Origin of the sequence: Paenibacillus phytorum (assembly GCF_013141715.1) — a bacterium.
Classification (GTDB): domain Bacteria; phylum Bacillota; class Bacilli; order Paenibacillales; family NBRC-103111; genus Paenibacillus_E; species Paenibacillus_E phytorum.
Genome location: NZ_WHOA01000089.1, coordinates 123251 through 144451, shown reverse-complemented (window position 1 = coordinate 144451; position 21201 = coordinate 123251). Strand labels below are relative to the sequence as shown.

Here is a 21201-nt window from a genome sequence, read left to right as displayed (position 1 = left end):
AAATTTTGATATAATGAACGATATGCGTGAATGGGACAAGTTAGACCAACTTTAACAAGGATGAGGTGTTCGTATGACATTACACAAAAAATTCGAAGAAATAACCATTAAGACCGAACCTATTTTCAAAGGTAAAATCATTTCGCTGCAGGTGGATCATGTGAGGCTGCCAAATGGGGAAACCGCAACACGTGAAATCGTGAAGCACCCTGGCGCTGTGGCTGTTATTCCTCTGCTAGGGGATAAAATGATCGTTGTGGAACAATATCGAAAACCGCTCGAGAAAAGCCAAGTCGAGATCCCAGCTGGCAAACTGGATGCAGGAGAAGAGCCGCTTAAGGCAGCCTTGCGCGAATTAGAGGAAGAAACGGGTTTTCGGACTGAAAATATCAAGTTAGTCAGCTCCTTCTATACCTCACCAGGTTTCGCGGATGAAATCATTCATCTCTATATCGCAGAAAATTTGGTGAAGGGCGAAGCGAATCCGGATGAGGATGAATTCCTGGAATGCGAAGCGATTACTTTGGAACAAGCTCAGCAGTACATACGTGAAGGTCGAATTAGCGATGCGAAGACGATTATGGCTGTTTACGCCTGGCAGCTGTACCTTTTAACAGGTCAAATCTAAATGAAATCTTATTATGTTGATCTCCATATTCACATAGGTCGATCGGAGAAGGGACAAGCGGTGAAGATCAGCGCTGCGAATGACCTGACATTCTTCAATATTGCGCAGGAAGCTGCCGTCAGAAAAGGAATGGAGATCATCGGTATTATCGATTGTCACTCGCCTTCTGTACAGGATGACATCATGGCGTACTTGGATCGGGGTGAGATGGTGGAGTTGGAGGGCGGCGGCATCCGCTATCAGGACACGACGATTATGCTGGGCAGTGAAATAGAGGTGCGCGATCCTGGCATGGGCCCGGCCCATTTGCTTGCCTATATGCCTAATCTTACGGTGATGCAGGGGTTCACTCAATGGATGAAGGGTCACATGAAAAATGTGGAGCTAAGCTCTCAGCGCATTTATGTACCTGCTCGCGTACTTCAAGATGAGGTGCTCGGCAGGGGTGGCATCCTTATTCCCGCGCATATTTTCACTCCGCACAAAAGTGTGTACGGAAGTGCGTCTACTAAGATGGAGCACCTTCTTGATCTTAAAGGCATCTCTGCTGTTGAGCTTGGACTAAGTGCTGATTCCGATATGGCTGGTTTAATTTCGGAGCTTGATCCATTCACATTCGTCACGAACTCAGATGCGCACTCTCTTGGTAAAATTGGACGTGAGTATAACGAGATGAGGCTGGCTGCCCCTACATATGAGGAGCTCGTTAAAGCGCTGCATCGTCAAGAGGAACGCGGTATAATTGCCAACTACGGCCTTAATCCTCGTCTTGGGAAATACCACCGAACTTATTGCAGCTTATGCGAATCCGTTCTGGATGAAAGTGAAACGACCGCCGAGCGCTGTGCCGACTGTGGCAGCAATAAAATCGTCAGAGGAGTCATGGATCGGATTCTGAACTTAGCGGACCGTGAAATGGCTTACCTCCCTCCTTATCGACCTCCGTATCATTTTCAAGTTCCACTAGAATTTATCCCAGGTCTAGGGCCTAAAAAGCTTGATCAATTGCTTCGCCGCTTCGGAACGGAAATGAATGTCCTGCATCGCACCACACCAGATGTGCTTGCAAGTGAAATTGGTGAAGAAATTGCTTCTTATATTGTAAAGGCGCGAGAAGGCACCTTACAGCTTGAGGTTGGAGGCGGGGGTAGGTACGGCAAAGTTAAAAATCGTTCATAGTTTCCAGCACTCGCTCATAAGCTTGTCTTTGTAGAGGTTGACACAAGGAAGGAGCTGCGAGATGAATAGGAACCTAACGATGAAACAATATATGAAGGATAATTTGCCGCTATTTATATTCGTCTCCGTACTTTTCATCATAGGGGTCGTGTTCGGCGCCGTGATGGTGAATGCACTTTCTTTGGAACAAAAACAAGAAATGACTCGTCATTTGGGTAGTTTCTTTCATGAAATTAATGAAGGCGCTGAGTTTGACAGCCAGCAATCGTTCGTTCAAGCTTTCGGCATGCATATGAAGTGGATTTTGTTGATATGGCTCTTTGGTTTGTCTATTGTCGGGCTGCCATTGATTCTCGTTTTGGACTTTCTCAAAGGTGTGTTAATTGGGTTTACGGTTGGGTATCTTGTCGGCCAAATGTCTTGGAAGGGCATGTTATTTGCACTTGTTTCCGTTGCGCCTCAGAATCTGATTGTAATTCCGGCTATCCTATTCTGTAGTGTAGCTGCTATGGCGTTCTCGATCTATATGATCAAAAATCGCTTTATGAGCCGTAATGGAAACATATACCAGCCCTTTATGCGTTATACAACGCTTACTCTCCTGATGGGGGTTTTCCTACTTGGAGCAGCGCTTTGGGAAGGATATATGTCGCAATTGATGATGAGATGGGTAACGCCTATGCTTGTTGGCCTGTATGGATAACAGATCCGCTTATGTTTCTGTTTGACTTTGTCAGTCAGCTCCCCCTATAATAAAAAGAGTGGCTAAAACTGGGCTTGGATGCCCACCTTTCTGAGGGGGAGGCATATGGAAGCAAGGATCGAGAAGATTAAGCAGCAATTGCAATCCCAAGGGTACAAACTAACCCCTCAACGGGAAGCGACAGTACGCGTACTTTTAGAGAATGAACAAGATCATTTAAGTGCTGAAGATGTGTTTATGCTTGTGAAGGACAAGGCTCCAGAGATCGGACTGGCGACAGTTTACCGAACTTTAGAGCTGCTGAGTGAGCTGCATGTCTTGGAGAAAATGAATTTTGGCGACGGTGTCGCTCGTTACGACTTACGTGACGACAGTACACGTCATCATCACCATCACTTAATCTGCGTGCAATGCGGGTCCGTGGATGAAATTATGGAAGATTGGCTCGGACCTTTGGAAGAACGGTTAGAGCAAGATTTTCATTTTCAAGTGCTAGATCATCGACTTGATTTTCAAGGTATATGCTATCGCTGTAACGATCGAGGAAAACCGGACTCATTGGACAAATCTAAAATAACAGTTTCTGAATAGAAGCTGTTTATACAATGAAAATGCCTGTATGATCACCTTGTGCATACAGGCGTTTTTGTGTTCTTTTCATATACTAAGAATAAGAAAGTCGGATATTTACTCACATAATTAGCTCAGAAGCATGGCACATTATGTTTAGTGATAATAAGGAAGAAGGTAGCAAATATGACTCAACAACCAATTGTAGTCGGGGTTCCTAAAGAAATCAAAAACAATGAAAACAGAGTGGCTTTAACGCCTGGAGGAGCGGGTATGCTCTTGGTGGCAGGACATCAAGTGCTTGTTGAGTCTGGAGCTGGTGTTGGCAGCGGCTTCGGGGATGAGGACTATGCTCGAGAAGGCGCCGTTATTGTCGCGGATGCAGCTGAGGTGTGGGCGCTCAGTGATATGATCATGAAAGTCAAGGAACCATTACCTGCGGAGTATGGTTATTTCCGGGAGGGGCAGATGCTGTTCACTTATTTACATTTGGCTGCAGCAGGAGATTTGGCTGAACATTTGGTTAGTAAGAAAGTGACAGGGATTGCCTACGAAACGATTCAGCTTCCGAATGGCTCACTTCCGCTTTTGACACCGATGAGTGAAGTCGCGGGCCGGATGTCGGTACAAATCGGCGCTCACTTTTTGGAAAAGTTCTATGGGGGACGGGGGATTTTATTGGGTGGCGTACCCGGTGTGCCGCCAGCCGATGTCATTATTTTGGGCGGAGGCATCGTTGGAACGAATGCGGCCAAAATGGCGCTAGGTCTCGGAGCTAATGTTGTCATTATTGAACGGAGTGCCGATCGGATGAGAGCTCTGGACGACATATTCGGGGGAAGACTGCGAACATTGATGTCTAATCCTCATAATATTGCGAGTGCTGTACAGAAAGCGGATTTATTAATTGGCGCTGTTCTTATCCCTGGAGCTAGAGCTCCAAGATTAGTAACGGAAGCTATGGTTCAAAGCATGAAGCCAGGCGCTGTGATTGTGGATGTTGCCGTGGACCAAGGTGGATCGATTGAAACGATTGACCGTGTGACAACGCACAGCAATCCCACCTACGAGAAACATGGTGTACTTCATTATGCTGTTGCCAATATGCCTGGTGCCGTTCCGAGAACATCAACACTGGGGTTAACCAATGTGACGATACCTTATGCAATGGAGCTTGCCAATAAAGGTTTTACAGAGGCCGTAGCTGCTAATTACGCACTACAATTAGGCGTGAATACGTACAAGGGGAGCGTAACGCATCCAGCAGTTGCTGAAGCTCTGGGTATGCCGTATGTGAAGTTGTCCGATCTGTCATAATCAGAGACCAAGACTCATATCCTGATCATAAAAAGGGGATAGAAATGAGGACTGGCTATGATATTTTCATATCGAAAACTCGTTGTTCGCTTGCGCTTTATTTTACTATTTATGACTTTGACTGTGATTCTATATCAAGTTATGCTTGTACTAACGGGTTGGATTGAACCTGTGAACAAGTACAGAACACCAACGGGAAAGTCCGTTAAGGTGTTTGGCCAACACGAGCATGCTACGGTTTCGGATACAGGTAAAATGAGTGACCGTTTACGTTTATTTTATTGGTATGGGGAATAAAGAAAGCGTAAAAAAGAGGATTTCTCACTGGAATCGTTGAATGCTATTCGGTATGAAGATATGGCATGATACGAAGGAGTATATCGGCATGATGACGAATGACCTGCAATCCTTCATCCGATTTTTATCAGTTGAACGGGGACTATCGCGGAATACGCTGGAATCCTATGAGAGAGACTTACAGCAATTTGTTGAATATCTACAGCAGCAAGGCATCACAGCTTGGAGAGATTCAGGCAAAACTCACATTACAGGATACTTATCACAGTTGAAAATGCTCGGACGAGCATCAGCAACCTTGTCTCGCAATATGGTTTCCATTCGAGCGCTTTATCAATTTTTAGTGAGAGAACGCGTAATGGATTCAGATCCAAGTATTTATGTGGATGCCCCCAAGTTGGAAAAAAAGCTTCCTAAAGTGCTGTCGATTGGAGAGGTAGAGAAGCTCCTCGAAGCACCACAGCCTGAGCTTGTAAGCGGCGCGCGTGATAAGGCTATGCTGGAATTGCTCTATGCGACAGGGATTCGAGTATCAGAGCTCATATCTCTGAATGTAACGGACATCAATTTGCAGATGGGTTTCATCCGTTGTATGGGGAAAGCGGATAAAGAACGTAATATTCCTATAGGTTCAATCGCCATTCGGTGTTTAACGACTTATATACATAATTATCGGATGAAGTTGTTAAAAAAAACGGCGGATGAAGAAGCCTTATTTATCGGTCATTTGGGAACCAGGATGACAAGGCAAGGGTTTTGGAAGATTTTGAAAAAATATGCAAATGAGATGAATATCGCGAATGAGATCACACCTCATGCCTTGAGGCATTCCTTCGCTGCCCATTTAATTGAAAATGGTGCGGATTTGAGATCTGTTCAAGAAATGCTAGGACATTCCGATATTTCCTCGACACAAATGTATGTTCAAGTCACCAAGCTCAAAATGAAAGACGTTTATAACCTTGCACACCCAAGAGCGAAATTATAACCTCACAGCGGCATTTCCCCTAGGGGGAAGCTGCTGTTTTGCATTCATAGAGTGGAAGTGAGATAATCGTGGGTGGATGACATTTGGAATTGATTTGGAGGGACAAGAGTGCGCTTTGAACGTATATGTTTAATTGTATTGGATAGCGTAGGCATCGGCGAATTACCGGATGCCAAGCAGTTTGGCGACAGTGGCGCTCACACACTAGGACATATTGCAGAGAAAGTAAACGGATTTGCACTCCCTAATTTACAACGAATGGGACTAGGGAGCATAGCTGATATTAAAGGGTTTCCTGCAACAGATTCGCCAGAAGGCTATTATGGAAAAATGGCTGAGGTGTCTGTTGGGAAAGACACAATGACTGGACACTGGGAATTGATGGGGCTTCGAATCACTACACCATTTAATGTATTCCCCGATGGATTTCCCGAAAAATTGATTTCTCAATTTGAGCAGGAGACTGGACGTAAGGTCATTGGAAATAAGCCTGCCTCAGGCACTGAAATTTTAGATGAGCTCGGAGAAGAGCAGATGAAAACAGGGGCTTGGATCGTTTATACATCTGCCGATAGTGTATTTCAATTAGCTGCGCATGAAGATATCATTCCGCTAGAAGAGCTGTATCGGGCATGCAAGATTGCCAGAAGGTTGACCATGCAGGATGAGTTTGCTGTTGGCAGAGTAATTGCAAGACCGTACCTCGGGGAGCCGGGTGCTTTCAAACGTACTCCGAATCGCCATGATTATGCCGTGAAGCCGCCAGCGCCTACGGTCATGAATCATTTGAAGGATGCTGGATTAGATGTGATTGCGATTGGGAAAATCAATGATATTTTTGATGGTGAAGGTGTTACAAAAGCCACATCAACAAAAAGTAATTTAGATGGTATTCAGAAGACAATAGAGGTACTTGGCTCCTCGTTCAAAGGACTGGCTTTTACGAATCTTGTGGATTTTGACTCGCTATTTGGGCATCGCCGTGATCCTGAGGGCTATGGAAGATCTCTGGAGGAATTTGATGCTTATGTGCCTCAGCTCAAAGCAGGTTTAGGACCGAAGGACCTATTAATCCTTACTGCGGACCATGGCAATGATCCTGTGCATCCGGGTACTGACCATACGCGCGAATACGTTCCTATTTTACTATACAGCCCAAGCTTCCAGTCACCTGCTTCACTTGGTGTCCGCGGAACCTTCTCTGATCTGGGAGCAACCATCGCAGATAATTTCGGCGTGAGTGCAACCGATCAAGGCGAGAGCTTCTTACATCTTTTAAAATAAATAATCACGAAATACTCAGTTTATGTGAACTGAAATCGCTTAGGAGGAATATATCCATGTCCGATACGTCCATGATTCAAAAGATTCAAGAAGCAGCTGCCTTTATTAGCAAGGAAACGAATATTAAACCCCAAATTGGACTGATTCTAGGTTCAGGACTTGGCGTTCTTGCTGATCTTATTGAGCAGCCAATCGTTGTAGACTACTCGAGAATCCCTCATTTCCCGGTGTCTACTGTGGAAGGGCATGCCGGAGAATTGGTCGTTGGTACTATTCAAGGCAAGCAAGTACTGGTAATGAAAGGTCGCTTTCATGCTTATGAGGGCTATGGCGCGGAAACGGTTTCTTTTCCAGTAAGAGTTATGAAAGAACTAGGTGTAGAAACGTTGATCGTAACGAATGCAGCTGGTGGAATTAATGAATCCTATCAGGTTGGCGATCTAATGGTCATAAGTGATCATCTGAATTTGACATACCGCAATCCGCTTATCGGACCGAATGACTCTGCTTTAGGTGTTCGTTTTCCGGATATGTCTGAAGCTTACAGCAAACGTCTGCGTAAATTAGCGCACGAAGTGGCGGCTTCACAGAACTTCCACTTACAAGAAGGCGTCTATGTTGGACTCCTCGGTCCTAACTATGAAACTCCTGCAGAGATTCGCATGTTCCGCACACTTGGTGGCGATTCCGTTGGTATGTCGACGGTACCCGAAGTGATCGTAGCACGTCATGCAGGAATCGAAGTGCTTGGTTTCTCCTGTATTTCGAATATGGCATCAGGTATTTTGGACCAGCCTCTCTCCCATGCAGAAGTCATGGAAACGACGGAGAAAGTAAAGCCTAAGTTTTTAAAATTAGTACTAGGCATTATTGAAGCACTTTAACTAGAAGAGGAGAACAAAATGGAACTGACTTACATAGAGAAAATCAAAGAAGCAGCGAGCTTTATTGAGCAGCGTTTAGGCAGTGTTAAGCCTGTTATTGGATTAGTTTTGGGATCAGGCTTGGGAGATATGGCTAATCAGGTTGAGCTGCCCATAGCCATCGATTACAGCGAGGTTCCTCACTTTCCCGTTTCAACCGTTGAAGGTCATGAAGGTCGTTTTGTTGTAGGTACACTAGAAGGTAAGCAAGTCATCGTTATGCAGGGACGTTTTCATTATTATGAAGGCTACGATTTGAAAAAGGTAGTATTTCCTGTTTACGTCATGAAAGCTATTGGCGTTCAGACAGTTGTGATGACGAACGCGGCAGGCGGCATGAATCGAGATTTCAAAGCTGGAGATCTTATGGTCATTAGCGACCATTTGAATATGACCGGCGATAACCCGCTTATCGGGCCTAACCATTCGGATCTCGGTGTTCGTTTCCCAGACATGTCGGAAGCGTACAACCGCGAATACCGCAAGCTGGCTCATGAGTTGGCACAAACGGTCGTAGGAGAAGATGGCGTGCCGCTGAAGCTGCAGGAGGGGGTCTATGCAGGGATTACAGGACCAACCTACTGTACGCCAGCTGAACTTACGATGTTAGCTCGAATTGGTGGCGACGCGATTGGTATGTCCACAGTGGGTGAAGTTATTGCGGCACGGCATGCAGGTCTTAAGGTACTAGGGATTTCGTGCATTACCGATATGGCGATAGGCGAAGAACTGGAACCATTGACGCATGAGCAGGTTGTGGCTGTAGCCAATCGGACGAAACCGAAGTTCATCGCTCTTGTTAAGGCCTTTGTTCGCGAGGTTCGTTTGGGATAAATTGGCTGTATTTTTTATGAACTTTTAATGAAAATAAGCTTCTAGAGACCTATGAATTCGGCGGAAGTCATGCTAATATATAGTTAATTAGAACTATATTTGAGGGTTTCGTAGATACGGATACCCATTCCATAACAAGGATGTGATGGAGCATGTCTGTCCAACAATTAATGGTCGCTAACTGTCCTAGATGCGGGAAAGTGTTCCAGAAAAATTTGCGAAACCAATGTTCAGATTGCAGCCGAAGCATGGATTCCATGCTCATGAGCAGTCTTGAATTTCTACGTAAAAATCATCGCTCAACAAATATGCAATTCAGCGAAGCTACAGGTGTTTCACAAGAGCAGATGCATACTTGGATCAAAGAGGGAAAGCTGCTGCTTTCGGATTATCCGAATTTGAACTATCCCTGTGCTTCATGCTCGAAACCAATTCGTGGGCAAAAGCTGTGCTCGGATTGCACGTACCGAATTAATCGGGATATTAGAGAACTGAAAGAGAAAGACCGATCTTTTCAACCGCTCCTCAGAGAAAAACAAACAGTATCAACTGGCGGTTTCCAAATACGTGAAAGACTTAGTGGTGTGTAATTTATAGCAAAATGGGCAATAGTAATGGTGATATCCCCCGATAAGGGGGATGTTTTTACGAAAGGCTCAGTCACAATTTTGTCACAAAATATTCAAGGATTTGCCACTGACCATGTATGGGATTGTCTGAAGATGTTAGGTAGAATAGATGAAGTGAACACATTATGAGGGGGATATGCATGCAAAAGTGGATTTTCTTTGTGTTATTTATACTTGCGGGCGCATTGGGGCTGGGAGTCCTCTTTCAAGATATTTCTAACCGCCAAGTGGCAAAGGAAGCAGAGGCTGCCGCTGGCAAAGGTCAACAGCTTAAAATTGCAGCTTCTAACTGGCAGTTCGATTCTGCAGATTATACGGTTAAAAGCGGTGAGCCTACGAAAGTTTCCTTGTCTTTAAAAGAAGGTGTACATGCGATTGAAATCGTAGGACTGGATATCAAGTTGGATAAAGAGAATCCTTCCAAGCAAATAACTTTTGATAAACCAGGCACTTATGAAATTCAGTGTGTCCTTCCTTGTGGTGAAGGTCATGCCAAAATGAAATCCAAATTAGTTGTTTCTTAACCAATAATGGTAGTATCAAAGGGGGCTCTAGCAGCTCCCTTTTTTCGATTTTGAAGAGTATGCATACGATGCAAGTTTTCTAACGAAAACGCTTAGGTAATCTTAAGGAGGAATGCACATGAGAATGGTTGATTTAATCCATAAGAAACGTTCTGGTGAAGTGCTTAGCGAGCAAGAAATTACGTATATCATTAGCGGATATACACGTGGAGACATTCCGGATTATCAAATGTCAGCATTATTGATGGCTATTTTCTTCAATGGGATGACAAGTGAAGAGATCTCTGCACTCACGTTAGCCATGGCAGGCTCAGGAGAAATGATCGATTTATCGGAGATTGCTGGGATTAAAGTGGATAAACACTCAACGGGTGGGGTTGGGGACAAAATAAGCCTAATCGTTGGACCTATTGTTGCTTCGCTTGGAATTCCTGTTGCCAAAATGTCTGGCAGAGGATTAGGACATACGGGTGGTACGGTAGATAAGCTGGAGTCGATTCCAGGCTTTCAGATTGAATTGTCTAAAGAAGATTTTATTCATGCGGTAAATACAAATAAAATTGCCATCGTTGGCCAGAGTGGTAACTTAGCTCCTGCTGACAAGAAGATGTATGCACTTCGTGACGTAACAGCAACGGTAGATTCAATTCCCTTAATCGCAAGCTCAATTATGAGCAAGAAGATTGCTTCCGGAGCTGATGCCATCGTGTTGGACGTGAAAATCGGTTCAGGCGCTTTCATGAAAACAGTGGACGATGCAAGAGCCTTGGCTCGTACGATGGTCGATATCGGAACGCAATTGAAGCGGAACACGATCGCCATGATTACGGATATGGAGCAGCCGCTCGGACGTGAAATCGGGAATGCAAATGAGATTCGTGAATCTATTGAAGTGCTCCGCGGTACCGGGGATAAGGAGTTAACTGAGGTAGCGATCTCGGTTGCAGCCTACATGTCGCTGCTGGGTAAAGTGTTTGAGAGCTTCGAGGAGGCTCAGGTGGCTGTCCGCGATATTGTCTTGAACGGTAAGGCCTTAGAGACATTCAAACGCTTCATAGCAAGCCAGGGTGGCGATCCGAACGTGGTAGACCAACCAGAGCTCCTTCCGACGGCAGCTTATCATTTCGAAGTGCTCGCTGAGAAAGATGGCTTTATCAATCAGATCAATGCGGAACAAATCGGTATTGCTGCGATGCTGCTTGGTGCTGGTCGCGCCAAGAAGGAAGATCAGATTGATTATGCAGTTGGTCTTACTTTGAATAAGAAAATCGGTGACGAGGTACAGGTTGGCGAATCCATCTGTACAATTCATGCGAATCAACAGGATGTGAAGGCAGTTGAGACCATGATTCAAGGTGCCTATCGCATCGAGAATAGCAAGCCTGCTCCCGTTCAATTAATTTATGATGTCATCGTTTAATGCCAAATGATTGCCTAAGCACTTTCCACATGGGAAGTGCCTTTTTTATTTTCTTCCTGTTGGAATATTTTGTGCGGAAATCGTCAAGACTGATTAGCAGTCATTCAAGCTGCAAGTGTCAGGCTTTCACTTCATACATCACAGGAGGGGTACAATTGCTATGCGAAAAAAAGGGCTAATAAGTTTAATCTGTTTACAGCTATGTTTGATGCTGCTCATACCGGCCGCGTATGCGGAAGAAAAGAAGGCGCCTTCGGTCGATTTGACACCGAATGCACTGTCCGCAGTGTTAATGGATGCAGACACGGGCACGGTCATTGCCGAAAAGAATAAGGATGCCAAGCTTCCTCCGGCCAGTATTACGAAAATAATGACGATGCTGCTCATTATGGAAGCTGTCGACAAAGGCAACATTAAAATGGATGAGAAGGTCAAGGTTAGTGAATATGCGGCTTCCATGGGTGGATCGCAAATTTTCCTTGAGCCTGGCGAAGAGATGACGGTTGAGGAAATGCTGAAGGGGATTGCCATGGCTTCCGGCAACGATGCATCTGTGGCGATGGCCGAGAAAATCGCTGGCTCGGAAGAGAATTTTGTGCAAATGATGAACGAACGCGCACAGCAGTTAGGCATGAATAACACCCATTTTTCAAACTGCAACGGACTGCCTGTAGCCAATCATTATACAACAGCGAATGATATTGCCGTCATGTCGAGAGAGCTGCTCAAGCATGAAGGGATTACTAAATTTACAGGAGCCTATCAAGACTATCTACGAAAAGAAACGGCATCTCCATTCTGGCTCGTGAATACGAACAAGTTGGTGCGCTTCTACAGCGGTGCAGATGGTTTGAAAACAGGATACACAAGCGAAGCGAAATTCTGCTTATCTGCAACGGCCAAACGGGAAAATTTACGCGTCGTTGCCGTGGTGCTTGGCGAACCGAATACAAAAACACGAAATGCTGAAGTAACGAAGCTGTTTGATTACGCTTTTGCGCAATTTACGAACTATCCTTTGTTTAAGTCAGGCGACAGTCTTGGAAATTTTACGATTAATAAAGGCCAGGTTTCGACAGTGCCGTTAGTTGCGAAGCAAAATTATAGTATTTTAATGAAAAAGGGCACCGTGACTGGGGAGATTCGACATGAACTGAAACTCGATCCAAACATTAAAGCACCGATTTCAATGGGGCAACCTATCGGAAGAATTGTTGTTTACAATGGCGATAGTTTGCTTGCTGAATACCCGCTTGAGTCTCCTGTTGCCGTAGATAAAGCGTCCTGGTGGAAGCTATTTAAGCGAACCACATCGAATCTATTCCATACGGATTAATGGTGAGAATTCGCGAATAAGCGCAGTTTTCTTCTAGTTTTAGCAGTTTTCTTCTAGTTTTGTCGGGGTGCAGGAGATTCCATCTCAGCTGTAGAAACTTAAGTTTCATGACGGGATCTTTGAGTAAGCTCAAAGTCTCTCAGCTGAGAGGAGTGAACATGTTGAGCCTGCAAATTGAATTCGAGCAAGGCCGAAGAGCGCTGATTGTTAGATTGAAAGGCGAGTTGGATCATCACACAGCCGATGTTGTGAAGGCGAGGATGGAGGAAGCGATTGCCAAAGAGCATACGCGCCATTTAATCCTTAGTTTGAAGGATCTCTCCTTCATGGACAGCTCAGGTCTTGGCGTCATTCTCGGCCGCTATAAGCAGATTACGAGTAAAGGCGGCAAAATGGTCGTTTGTGACGTTGCTCCTGCTGTCTACCGCTTGTTCGAGCTTTCTGGAATGTTCAAGATTGTATCTATACAGGACAACGAACGCAATGCAATGTCCAGTTTGGAGGTTGCATTATGAGTGAACATAACTTTATGACACTTGAGTTTGCCAGTCGCTCGGAGAATGAAGCTTTTGCTCGTGTAGCCGTTGCTGCTTTCGTCTCTCAATTGGATCCTACGCTGAATGAATTGACCGATATCAAGACGGTTGTTTCTGAAGCGGTAACGAATTCGATTATTCATGGTTATAACAATAGAACGGATGGCGTTATCACCATTTCGACGCAAATTGATGACGACGTGGTTCGGATTACGATCGAAGACAAGGGTTCAGGTATTGCTGATTTAGAACAGGCGAAACAGCCACTATATACATCCAAACCAGAGTTGGAACGCTCTGGCATGGGTTTCACGATTATGGAAAATTTCATGGACGAAGTAGAAGTTGTGACGGCCGTCGGAATCGGAACCAAAATAAACATGTTGAAGCGAATTGAATCTAAAAAAGCTTTATACAATTAGGGGTTTGATCTATGGATGTCGATCTGAAACATGCTTCTCATAGTTATTTAGACGATTCGGAAGTCAAACGGTTAATCGCCCTCAGCCAATCCGGAGATGGACTCGCTAGAGAAACACTTGTCAGCTGCAATATCCGATTGGTTTGGTCTGTGGTTCAACGTTTCTTGAACCGGGGATACGAAGCCGAAGACTTGTTCCAGATCGGTTGTATCGGACTGCTGAAGTCCGTAGACAAATTCGATCTATCTTATGATGTGAAGTTTTCAACCTATGCGGTACCGATGATTATCGGTGAAATTCAACGTTTCCTTCGCGATGACGGAACACTCAAAGTAAGCCGTTCCCTCAAAGAATTGGCGAATAAGATTCGCAAGACGAAGGATGAACTGTCGAAGCGGCTTGGCCGATTGCCTACGATCAAAGAGGTCGCAGAGGAGCTTATGATAACGGCGGAGGAAGTTGTTTTCGCGCAAGAGGCGAATAAACCTCTCTCTTCCATCCATGAGACCGTCTTTGAGAACGATGGTGACCCTATTACGCTAATGGATCAAATCTCGGATGAGTCTGGCGAGAAGTGGTTCGAGAAGCTTGCTCTTAATGAAGCCATTGGAACGCTTTCGGAGCGAGAACGACTCATTGTTTATCTCCGCTATTTCCGGGATCAAACGCAATCCGAGGTCGCAAGTAGGTTAGGTATTTCCCAAGTACAGGTGTCACGATTGGAAAAGAAAATTTTGCAATCGATTAAAGATCAGATTGCTCAATAACAGGTTTTGAGTTAGATAACCGTTTCTCTTAGGAGGAACGGTTATTTGTCTATGTAGAGACATAGGCATAAAAAAGAGCCGCTGATTACCAGGATTCTTCACTGGGTAGTTTGCGGCTTTTTGTAATCACGAACATGTTTATCGGGCAGAGTACCTGTCGACTGAATAAAATCTCACGCAGTAAATTCCGCATAAGCCCACGACCGTATAAACGATGCGGCTTATACCTGAAGATGCACGATGAGAATCTCCTCCTAATAAAGCAGAAACTAAATCCCATTGGAAAAGCCCAACCAAGAGCCAATTCAGCGCACCAATAATGACTAGTGTTAACGCGAATTTTGCCATGTTATCACCTTCTTTATATGGAATAAGTTATCGTTATTCAATCTTACTATGCCTTAACGAAGATCACTTTATTCCTGGAGAATTTACCATCTTATCAGGTGTTTATGGGAAGGAAAGATTTTGCATACTACTCCTATACATGGATGATTCACCGTAAAGCACTGAGGGGAGTGAAACCATGGTTGAGGAAGGAAAACCATATCTATACATTCGGCTTCGTCGAAAAGTTAGCGTTCGTAAAGGGAATGTTGTGTGTTTACGTCATATCGCTCAGATTTTCGTGGAGCCTGAATATGAGCAAGTGCTGAACGAGTTGATCATTCATCATCCTCAACAAGAGGATGGCAATCGTGTTCTCATTGACATGATGATGATCGTTCGTAAAGTGAAAGATCTTTATCCACAGCTGCAAATTGAGCATTTCGGAGAACCTCATGTGCTTCTCGAGATTATTTCCGATCCTAGAAAGCCAAGTCCAATACTTATCGGTTTGGTTTGGTTGCTCTTGTTCATCGGTTCGGGACTGGCCATCATGAATTTTCATGCGGATGTTTCCATGATGGAAGTTCACCAACGTATTTATGAATTGATGACAGGGAAAAAGGTGGAGCATCCGCTCATTTTGCAAATTCCTTATTCCCTAGGGATTGGTGTTGGAATGGTCATTTTTTTCAACCATCTGTTCAAGAAGAAATTCAATGAAGAACCAAGCCCGCTGGAAGTGGAAATGTTCATGTACCAGGAAAATATAAACCATTATGTGATAACAGAAGAATATATCAAAATTCATAAGGAAGGAGACCGGGCGTGATTACCCTATTTGGGGAAGCCCTCTTGGCGGCGTTTATCGGGTTAGCTGGTGGAATCGCTGTTGGTAGCGGCATGGTCGCTTTTCTCGTGGTTCTGGATATTATTCCAAGACTTGCCCAGATCACACGTTCGTTTTCAAAAATACATGCTTATGAAGCGGCTGTTGTGTTGGGTTCACTCTTATTTACATGGGTTGATTTCAGCGATGTTAAATTGGACCTCTTTCCGATGGGAACAGCAGTGGTAGGTATATTTGCCGGTTGTTTTGTTGGCATGCTAGCGGCTGCGCTAACGGAAATCATTAACGTGCTGCCCATCCTCGCGAAGCGTGTTGGAATGGGATCCTATATGATTTTGCTTCTAATGGCGATGATTTTCGGTAAAGTATTTGGATCCTTGTTTGAATGGTTGTTTTATTAACGTGTGTTGAAGGAGGCGCGCAAGTGAAGTTTATTGTGAAAAAGGGAAGCGGGAGCGATCAGAATGACTCGAACGAATCAAATGACTCGAACGAACCAAACGAACCAAACGAATCAAACGAATCGAACAAATCACAGGAACAGAATGAGAAACTGGCCATAGATGAGGAAGGGAATCTATCTGCTTACAATCCAATAACAGACATGACGCCTGAGGAAAAGGCACTCAAAATTCAGGAAGATATTCCAAGGAGCATTCGAGAAGTTCGAAGGGTGCTGGAGGAACGAGTAGGACTCGATCGAAGCTTCGATCTCATCCTCAGAGAAATGGTATTCGGATCCAAGCGCGTAGGCATCTTCTATTGCAATGGATTTGCCAAAGATACGGTGTTAACCGATATTATTACACGTCTCACTTATGCGGACGAAGAATCCGTCTCACATCATACATTGGAAGCATTCATTGAGAAATTAATTCCGCACATTCAAGTGAAGACCTACAAGAAAATGTCTGAAATCGTAGGGCAAGTATTGATGGGCGGAACGGCGTTTTTCATTGAAGGTGAGACGGCAGGGATTACGATCGATGCCAAAAGTTTTCCCATTCGTTCGATCGCTGAACCTGACTTGGAGCGGGTAGTTCGAGGTTCACGAGATGGCTTCGTGGAAACTCTTTTATTGAATGTGACATTAGTCAGACGAAGAATTCGCGATGAAAGATTTAAGCTGGAAATCATGCAAATCGGTAAACGAACCAAGACAGATGTCTGTGTGGCTTATATCAACGATATAGCTGATGCGGACTTAGTCCAAGCCGTGAAAGATAAAATAAAGAATGTTGAAATCGACGGCCTTCCTCTCGCTGAAAAACAGCTGGAAGAAGTGATTGTGAATAAGGGTTGGAACCCGTACCCGATGGTTCGGTATTCGGAACGGCCGGATGTTGTCTCCGCTCATTTACTTGAAGGACATGTATGTGTTTTTGTAGACACATCACCGAGCGTTATGATTCTGCCGACAACGTTTTTCCATCATGTGCAGCATGCTGAGGAATATCGACAAACGCCATTCATCGGTACTTATTTAAGGTGGGTGCGCTTTGCTGGCATTATGGCTTCGATTTTCCTGCTCCCGCTTTGGTTTATGATGGTTATGGATCCTTCTTTAAAACCGGCGGGGCTAGAATTCCTCGGTCCGCAAAAGGAAGGAACACTGCCGCTATTGGTTCAGTTCTTGTTAGCGGATATAGGGATTGATCTCATGCGAATGGCAGCCGTTCATACACCTACACCTCTTGCTACCGCAATGGGTTTGGTGGCGGCCATTCTTGTTGGAGATATCGCCGTAAAAACAGGACTCTTTATCAATGAGGTTATCCTGTATTTGGCACTCGCCTCTATAGGGATGTTCGCGACACCGAGCTATGAATTGGGTCTAGCTAATCGAATAGTAAGACTGGCTCTCTTAATCATCGTAGCGATCTTCCATGTCCCCGGATTTGTAGTGGGCTCAACGGTATGGTTGATTCTGCTGGCCACAAGGAAATCCTTTAATGCACCCTATATGTGGCCCTTTATTCCATTTAACGCCAAAAGCTTCTTTGCCATCCTGGTTCGTCGTCCAGTATTAGCTGGCAAAACGCGGCTTAGTATTACAAAGCCGATCGACGGCACGCGTCAACCAAAATCCAAATAACAGAAAAAAGGGCAGGGAATCCTCCTGTCCTTTTTTGATTTTATGTCGTAGCGTGTATTGTCAAAAGCGCATGGCATATGGTACTTTTAATAGTAATGTACATTAACCTCTTTGGCGGCATATAGCAAGAAGATGGTTCAGGGAGAGGGGAAAATAAAGTTATGTATTTACATGGTACTAGTAAAATAAACGACCAAGGCCACCTCGAAATCGGCGGTGTCGATGCAACAAAATTGGTTGCAGAATACGGCACTCCTTTATATGTATTTGACGAAGCGCTAGTACGTGGACGCTGCCGTGAATTCGTAGAAGCTTTCAAGGCATCCGGTCTGAAATTCCAAGTGGCTTATGCAAGTAAAGCATTCTGCGTAATGGCCATGTGCCGAATTGTAGATGAAGAGGGAATGTCACTTGATGTTGTTTCCGATGGTGAGCTTTATACGGCGCTGCAAGCAGGCTTCCCAGCGGACCGAATTCATTTCCATGGCAACAATAAAACAATCTCTGAATTGGAAATGGCGATCGATGCCAAAATCGGCTGTTTCGTCGTAGATAACTTTATCGAACTTCAAATGTTGAATGCGATTGCCGGAGAGAAGCGCCAAAAGGTGAAGATTTTATTGCGTATTACACCGGGCGTTGAGGCACATACGCATGAATATATTTCTACAGGCCAGACGGATTCCAAATTCGGTTTCGACATGGGCAATGGATCGGCATTCCGTGCTGTTCAAGAAGCTTCGCAATTAAGCAACGTGGAGCTTTTGGGTGTTCATTCCCATATTGGTTCCCAAATTTTTGAAGTAGAAGGCTTCCGCATGGCAGCTGAGAAAGTGGCTGGCTTTGCCGTTCAAGTTCGTAAAGAAATAGGCGTTACGTTCAAGGTCATTAACCTTGGCGGCGGTTTCGGAATTCGTTACGTGAGCGAAGATAGCCCACTTCCGGTTGCCGTTTACGTTAAAGCTATTACAGATGCGATTAAAGACAATTTCGGCAGCAATGATTTTCCAATGCCTGAAATCTGGGTTGAACCAGGCCGCAGCATCGTTGGTGACGCGGGAACTACGCTGTACACAGTAGGTACAACAAAGGATATTCCAGGGGTGCGTAAATACGTAGCCGTAGATGGCGGCATGACTGACAACCCACGTCCTGCTTTGTATGAGGCTGTGTATGAGGCGATGTTGGCTAACCGCGCTACAGAACAACAGACAGAGGTTGTATCTATTGCTGGGAAATGCTGTGAGAGCGGCGATATGCTGATTTGGGATCTGAACCTGCCAAAAGTAAGTTCAGGAGACGTTCTCGCTGTATCTTGTACAGGTGCCTACAATTATGCAATGGCAAGCAATTATAACCGTATCCGTCGTCCTGGCGTTGTCTTCGTGAAAGATGGTCAAAGTGATCTCGTCGTGAAACGCGAAACGTTCGATAACATCGTTGGTAATGACATCATTCCTGCAAGAATGAAACAGATGAGTGAGACCGTTTAAATTGGTTTAAATAAAAAAGAAGGAAACCTCAGCTTTCACGGGGTTTCCTTTTTGCGTATTTTTATCGAAATGGAATGTCAGTTCGAGCCTCGAGGCTTTTTGTCTGGAAAATAAGTGGTGACATAGTCGCGGAACAATTGAGCCGCTTTCGATAGGTACCGATGCTGCAGCCAAGCAAGCTGAAAAGTACGTTCACAAATAGGCTCATGTATACGAAGCAAATGGGGTGAGTTTTCTTTCCCCTTTGAAGAGGAGGTCACCAAAGAAACTCCCATTCCCGCATGCACAAGACTGCTAATCGCGGAATAGTCATTCACATCACAGATGATTTTAGGTGAAAATCCAGCTTGATGGCACAACGAATCTGTTTTCTGCCGAAAGCGATGTCCTTCCTTTAAGACGATGAATGCATCATTAGCTGCTTCTTGTAAGTGAATACTTTCACGCCCAATAAGTCGGTGGCCTGGTGGAACAGCTAACCACAATTGTTCCGTCAAGAAAGGAATACTTGTAATCCCCTTGCTTTCGGAGTCGGAAGGTAAGCAGAACGTGATGGCGAGATCGACTTCACCGTTTAGCAGCAGATGCATCTTGGACTCTTCAGAGGCAGCTTGAGTAAGTTTAAAATTGATGGACGGGTGTGAAGAAGCAAAGGAGCCGAAGAGATCCGAAAACCGGCTTATCGTCGTCGTCGCGATGTAAACCTGCCCATGCTCAAGTCCAGCCATATCGGCAACTTCGCGCTTACCTTCCTCCAGCTCACGAAGAGACGAATTTACTTTAACTAAAAAGGCTTTGCCATATTGGTTAAGCTTGATTTGTCGACCTTGCCGATCAAACAAAGGCACCCCAACATCGGCCTCCAAGCGAGCTATGGTTTTACTAAGCGCTGGCTGAGCAATTTGGAGGATCTCCGCTGCTTTCGTCATATGCTCTAACTTTGCAACCGTTTGAAAATAATGAAGCTGAAGCATCTCCATCACATATCGCCCTCCTAATCCATATACTTAAAGATATGAATAGATAACTAAAGATATATTATTTTTTATATAATTTTCATTTTACAATGAGGAGAAGAAGGAAGTAAATAAGAGCGTGCATGACCAGAGAGGGGATAAATAAGGATGAAAACGTCAAAGATGCAAGCCATACGCGTACATCAATACGGAGGAGTCGAAGAATTGCAATTGGAGTCAATCGAATGCCCAAGACCGAGTGACAACGAGGTACTGATTAGAGTGTGTGCAGCAGGCGTATTACCCATTGATTGGAAGCAGCGGCAGGGGATTTTCAAACATCTGCGACCCATGCAGTTCCCCTATATACCGGGGTCGGCGATAGCCGGAATTATTGAGGGTGTAGGCAAACATGTTACGAAGTTTCAAATAGGGCAAGAAGTGTTTGGGCGCAGCTCGGCCGGTGCGTATGCAGAATACATCACGACGGACATCGAACGGTTAGCTATCAAACCGCCAGAGCTTAGCTTCGCAGAAGCAGCTTCCATATCTGGAGGGGCAACGACGGCTTGGCAAGCTTTATTTGTCAATGGTAATATCCAGAAGGGTCAACGAGTGTTGATTCATGGTGCTGCAGGGGGCGTTGGTTCATTCGCTGTACAATTGGCTGTATGGCAAGGGGCTCAAGTTATAGGGACTTGCAGCGCAGCGAATGTGGAAATGGTTAAGGCATTAGGAGCTTCAGAAGTTATTGACTATACGTCGTGTAAGTTCGAAGACATTGTGCAGGAAGTGGATATGGTATTGGATACGGTTGGCGGTGACGCGCTAGAACGTTCTTATGCCGTTGTAAAAAGAGGCGGCGTACTTTTGTCCTTCGCAGGACAAATATCACCCGAAAAGGCTCGTGAGCTAGGTATTCGAGCTGAATTTTCTAATACCTTGCTATCTGCAGAAGCGATGCAGGAAATCGCACAGGTTATGGCCGATGGCCATGTGAAAGCAATCATTAGCCATTCTTATCCACTTCACGCAGCGCGGGATGCGCATATTCAGAGTCAAACAGGACATGGTCGGGGGAGAATTGTGTTAGAAATATAGCTCAGTTTGTGAAATGGAAGTT

At 44.9% G+C, this 21201-nt stretch carries 24 protein-coding genes; 22 read left to right on the top strand and 2 right to left on the bottom strand.

Annotation, left to right across the window (positions count from 1 at the left end; genetic code table 11):
* Positions 1 to 73 precede the first annotated feature (73 nt).
* From GC098_RS12370 to sigF, 17 genes are all read left to right on the top strand, one after another.
* Complete coding sequence (locus tag GC098_RS12370) at positions 74 to 628, top strand: NUDIX hydrolase (RefSeq protein ID WP_171643445.1); 555 nt, start codon at positions 74 to 76, stop codon at positions 626 to 628.
* On the top strand, positions 629 to 1807 hold the full coding sequence (locus tag GC098_RS12365) for an endonuclease Q family protein (RefSeq protein ID WP_171643444.1): 1179 nt from the start codon (positions 629 to 631) through the stop codon (positions 1805 to 1807).
* 61 nt (positions 1808 to 1868) lie between these two features.
* Entirely contained in the window at positions 1869 to 2510 is a 642-nt protein-coding gene (gene spoIIM / locus GC098_RS12360; RefSeq protein ID WP_171643443.1) for a stage II sporulation protein M, read from the top strand.
* Positions 2511 to 2615: 105 nt separating this feature from the next.
* A complete protein-coding gene (gene fur, locus GC098_RS12355) occupies positions 2616 to 3101 on the top strand; it encodes a ferric iron uptake transcriptional regulator (RefSeq protein WP_029192940.1) in 486 nt (161 codons plus the stop codon).
* 180 nt (positions 3102 to 3281) lie between these two features.
* The gene (gene ald / locus GC098_RS12350; RefSeq protein WP_171643560.1) at positions 3282 to 4397 is read left to right on the top strand and encodes an alanine dehydrogenase; all 1116 of its coding nucleotides are present in this window, start codon (positions 3282 to 3284) and stop codon (positions 4395 to 4397) included.
* A gap of 57 nt (positions 4398 to 4454) precedes the next feature.
* On the top strand, positions 4455 to 4694 hold the full coding sequence (locus tag GC098_RS12345; protein ID WP_171643442.1) for a DUF4227 family protein: 240 nt from the start codon (positions 4455 to 4457) through the stop codon (positions 4692 to 4694).
* Positions 4695 to 4785: 91 nt separating this feature from the next.
* Positions 4786 to 5682 (top strand): site-specific tyrosine recombinase XerD, encoded by an 897-nt coding sequence (xerD, locus tag GC098_RS12340; protein ID WP_171643559.1) that lies wholly within the window; start codon positions 4786 to 4788, stop codon positions 5680 to 5682.
* A 108-nt stretch (positions 5683 to 5790) separates the two neighbouring features.
* Positions 5791 to 6966 (top strand): phosphopentomutase, encoded by a 1176-nt coding sequence (deoB, locus tag GC098_RS12335; RefSeq protein ID WP_171643441.1) that lies wholly within the window; start codon positions 5791 to 5793, stop codon positions 6964 to 6966.
* A 56-nt stretch (positions 6967 to 7022) separates the two neighbouring features.
* Positions 7023 to 7850 (top strand): purine-nucleoside phosphorylase, encoded by an 828-nt coding sequence (locus tag GC098_RS12330; protein ID WP_057306372.1) that lies wholly within the window; start codon positions 7023 to 7025, stop codon positions 7848 to 7850.
* Positions 7851 to 7868: 18 nt separating this feature from the next.
* The gene (locus GC098_RS12325; RefSeq protein WP_171643440.1) at positions 7869 to 8723 is read left to right on the top strand and encodes a purine-nucleoside phosphorylase; all 855 of its coding nucleotides are present in this window, start codon (positions 7869 to 7871) and stop codon (positions 8721 to 8723) included.
* A gap of 152 nt (positions 8724 to 8875) precedes the next feature.
* A complete protein-coding gene (locus GC098_RS12320) occupies positions 8876 to 9313 on the top strand; it encodes a flagellar protein (protein ID WP_171643439.1) in 438 nt (145 codons plus the stop codon).
* 179 nt (positions 9314 to 9492) lie between these two features.
* Complete coding sequence (locus tag GC098_RS12315) at positions 9493 to 9876, top strand: cytochrome c oxidase subunit II (protein ID WP_029192947.1); 384 nt, start codon at positions 9493 to 9495, stop codon at positions 9874 to 9876.
* Positions 9877 to 9994: 118 nt separating this feature from the next.
* Complete coding sequence (locus tag GC098_RS12310; protein ID WP_171643438.1) at positions 9995 to 11296, top strand: pyrimidine-nucleoside phosphorylase; 1302 nt, start codon at positions 9995 to 9997, stop codon at positions 11294 to 11296.
* 160 nt (positions 11297 to 11456) lie between these two features.
* On the top strand, positions 11457 to 12632 hold the full coding sequence (locus GC098_RS12305; RefSeq protein ID WP_171643437.1) for a D-alanyl-D-alanine carboxypeptidase family protein: 1176 nt from the start codon (positions 11457 to 11459) through the stop codon (positions 12630 to 12632).
* 161 nt (positions 12633 to 12793) lie between these two features.
* Positions 12794 to 13147, top strand: a complete 354-nt coding sequence (gene spoIIAA, locus GC098_RS12300; RefSeq protein ID WP_047674049.1) for an anti-sigma F factor antagonist — start codon at positions 12794 to 12796, stop codon at positions 13145 to 13147.
* Positions 13144 to 13590, top strand: coding sequence for an anti-sigma F factor (gene spoIIAB, locus GC098_RS12295; protein ID WP_171643436.1), 447 nt, complete (start codon positions 13144 to 13146; stop codon positions 13588 to 13590). Before spoIIAA ends, spoIIAB begins: the two co-directional genes overlap by 4 nt.
* Before the next feature lie 11 nt (positions 13591 to 13601).
* Positions 13602 to 14357, top strand: coding sequence for an RNA polymerase sporulation sigma factor SigF (gene sigF / locus GC098_RS12290; protein WP_029192952.1), 756 nt, complete (start codon positions 13602 to 13604; stop codon positions 14355 to 14357).
* Between the two features lie 138 nt (positions 14358 to 14495).
* Here the strand turns inward: sigF and GC098_RS12285 are convergent, their stop codons facing one another.
* Positions 14496 to 14705, bottom strand: a complete 210-nt coding sequence (locus GC098_RS12285) for a DUF378 domain-containing protein (RefSeq protein WP_171643435.1) — start codon at positions 14703 to 14705, stop codon at positions 14496 to 14498.
* Between the two features lie 178 nt (positions 14706 to 14883).
* On the opposite strand from GC098_RS12285, the gene GC098_RS12280 reads away from it, so the two are divergent.
* The 4 genes from GC098_RS12280 to lysA all read left to right on the top strand — a co-directional run bounded on the left by GC098_RS12280 (position 14884) and on the right by lysA (position 19122).
* Positions 14884 to 15516 carry a stage V sporulation protein AA gene (locus GC098_RS12280; protein WP_171643434.1) on the top strand — a complete coding sequence of 211 codons (633 nt, stop codon included), beginning with the start codon at positions 14884 to 14886 and terminating at the stop codon, positions 15514 to 15516.
* Entirely contained in the window at positions 15513 to 15935 is a 423-nt protein-coding gene (locus tag GC098_RS12275; RefSeq protein ID WP_312880081.1) for a stage V sporulation protein AB, read from the top strand. The genes GC098_RS12280 and GC098_RS12275 overlap by 4 nt, the downstream gene beginning before the upstream one ends.
* Positions 15920 to 17629, top strand: a complete 1710-nt coding sequence (locus GC098_RS12270; protein ID WP_171643433.1) for a spore germination protein — start codon at positions 15920 to 15922, stop codon at positions 17627 to 17629. Before GC098_RS12275 ends, GC098_RS12270 begins: the two co-directional genes overlap by 16 nt.
* Positions 17630 to 17790: 161 nt before the next feature.
* On the top strand, positions 17791 to 19122 hold the full coding sequence (gene lysA, locus GC098_RS12265) for a diaminopimelate decarboxylase (protein ID WP_171643432.1): 1332 nt from the start codon (positions 17791 to 17793) through the stop codon (positions 19120 to 19122).
* Between the two features lie 77 nt (positions 19123 to 19199).
* On the opposite strand, the gene GC098_RS12260 is transcribed toward lysA, so the two are convergent.
* The gene (locus GC098_RS12260; RefSeq protein WP_171643557.1) at positions 19200 to 20102 is read right to left on the bottom strand and encodes a LysR family transcriptional regulator; all 903 of its coding nucleotides are present in this window, start codon (positions 20100 to 20102) and stop codon (positions 19200 to 19202) included.
* A 144-nt stretch (positions 20103 to 20246) separates the two neighbouring features.
* Here GC098_RS12260 and GC098_RS12255 point away from each other — a divergent pair, with 144 nt between their 5' ends.
* Complete coding sequence (locus GC098_RS12255; RefSeq protein WP_171643431.1) at positions 20247 to 21179, top strand: NADP-dependent oxidoreductase; 933 nt, start codon at positions 20247 to 20249, stop codon at positions 21177 to 21179.
* Positions 21180 to 21201 lie beyond the last annotated feature (22 nt).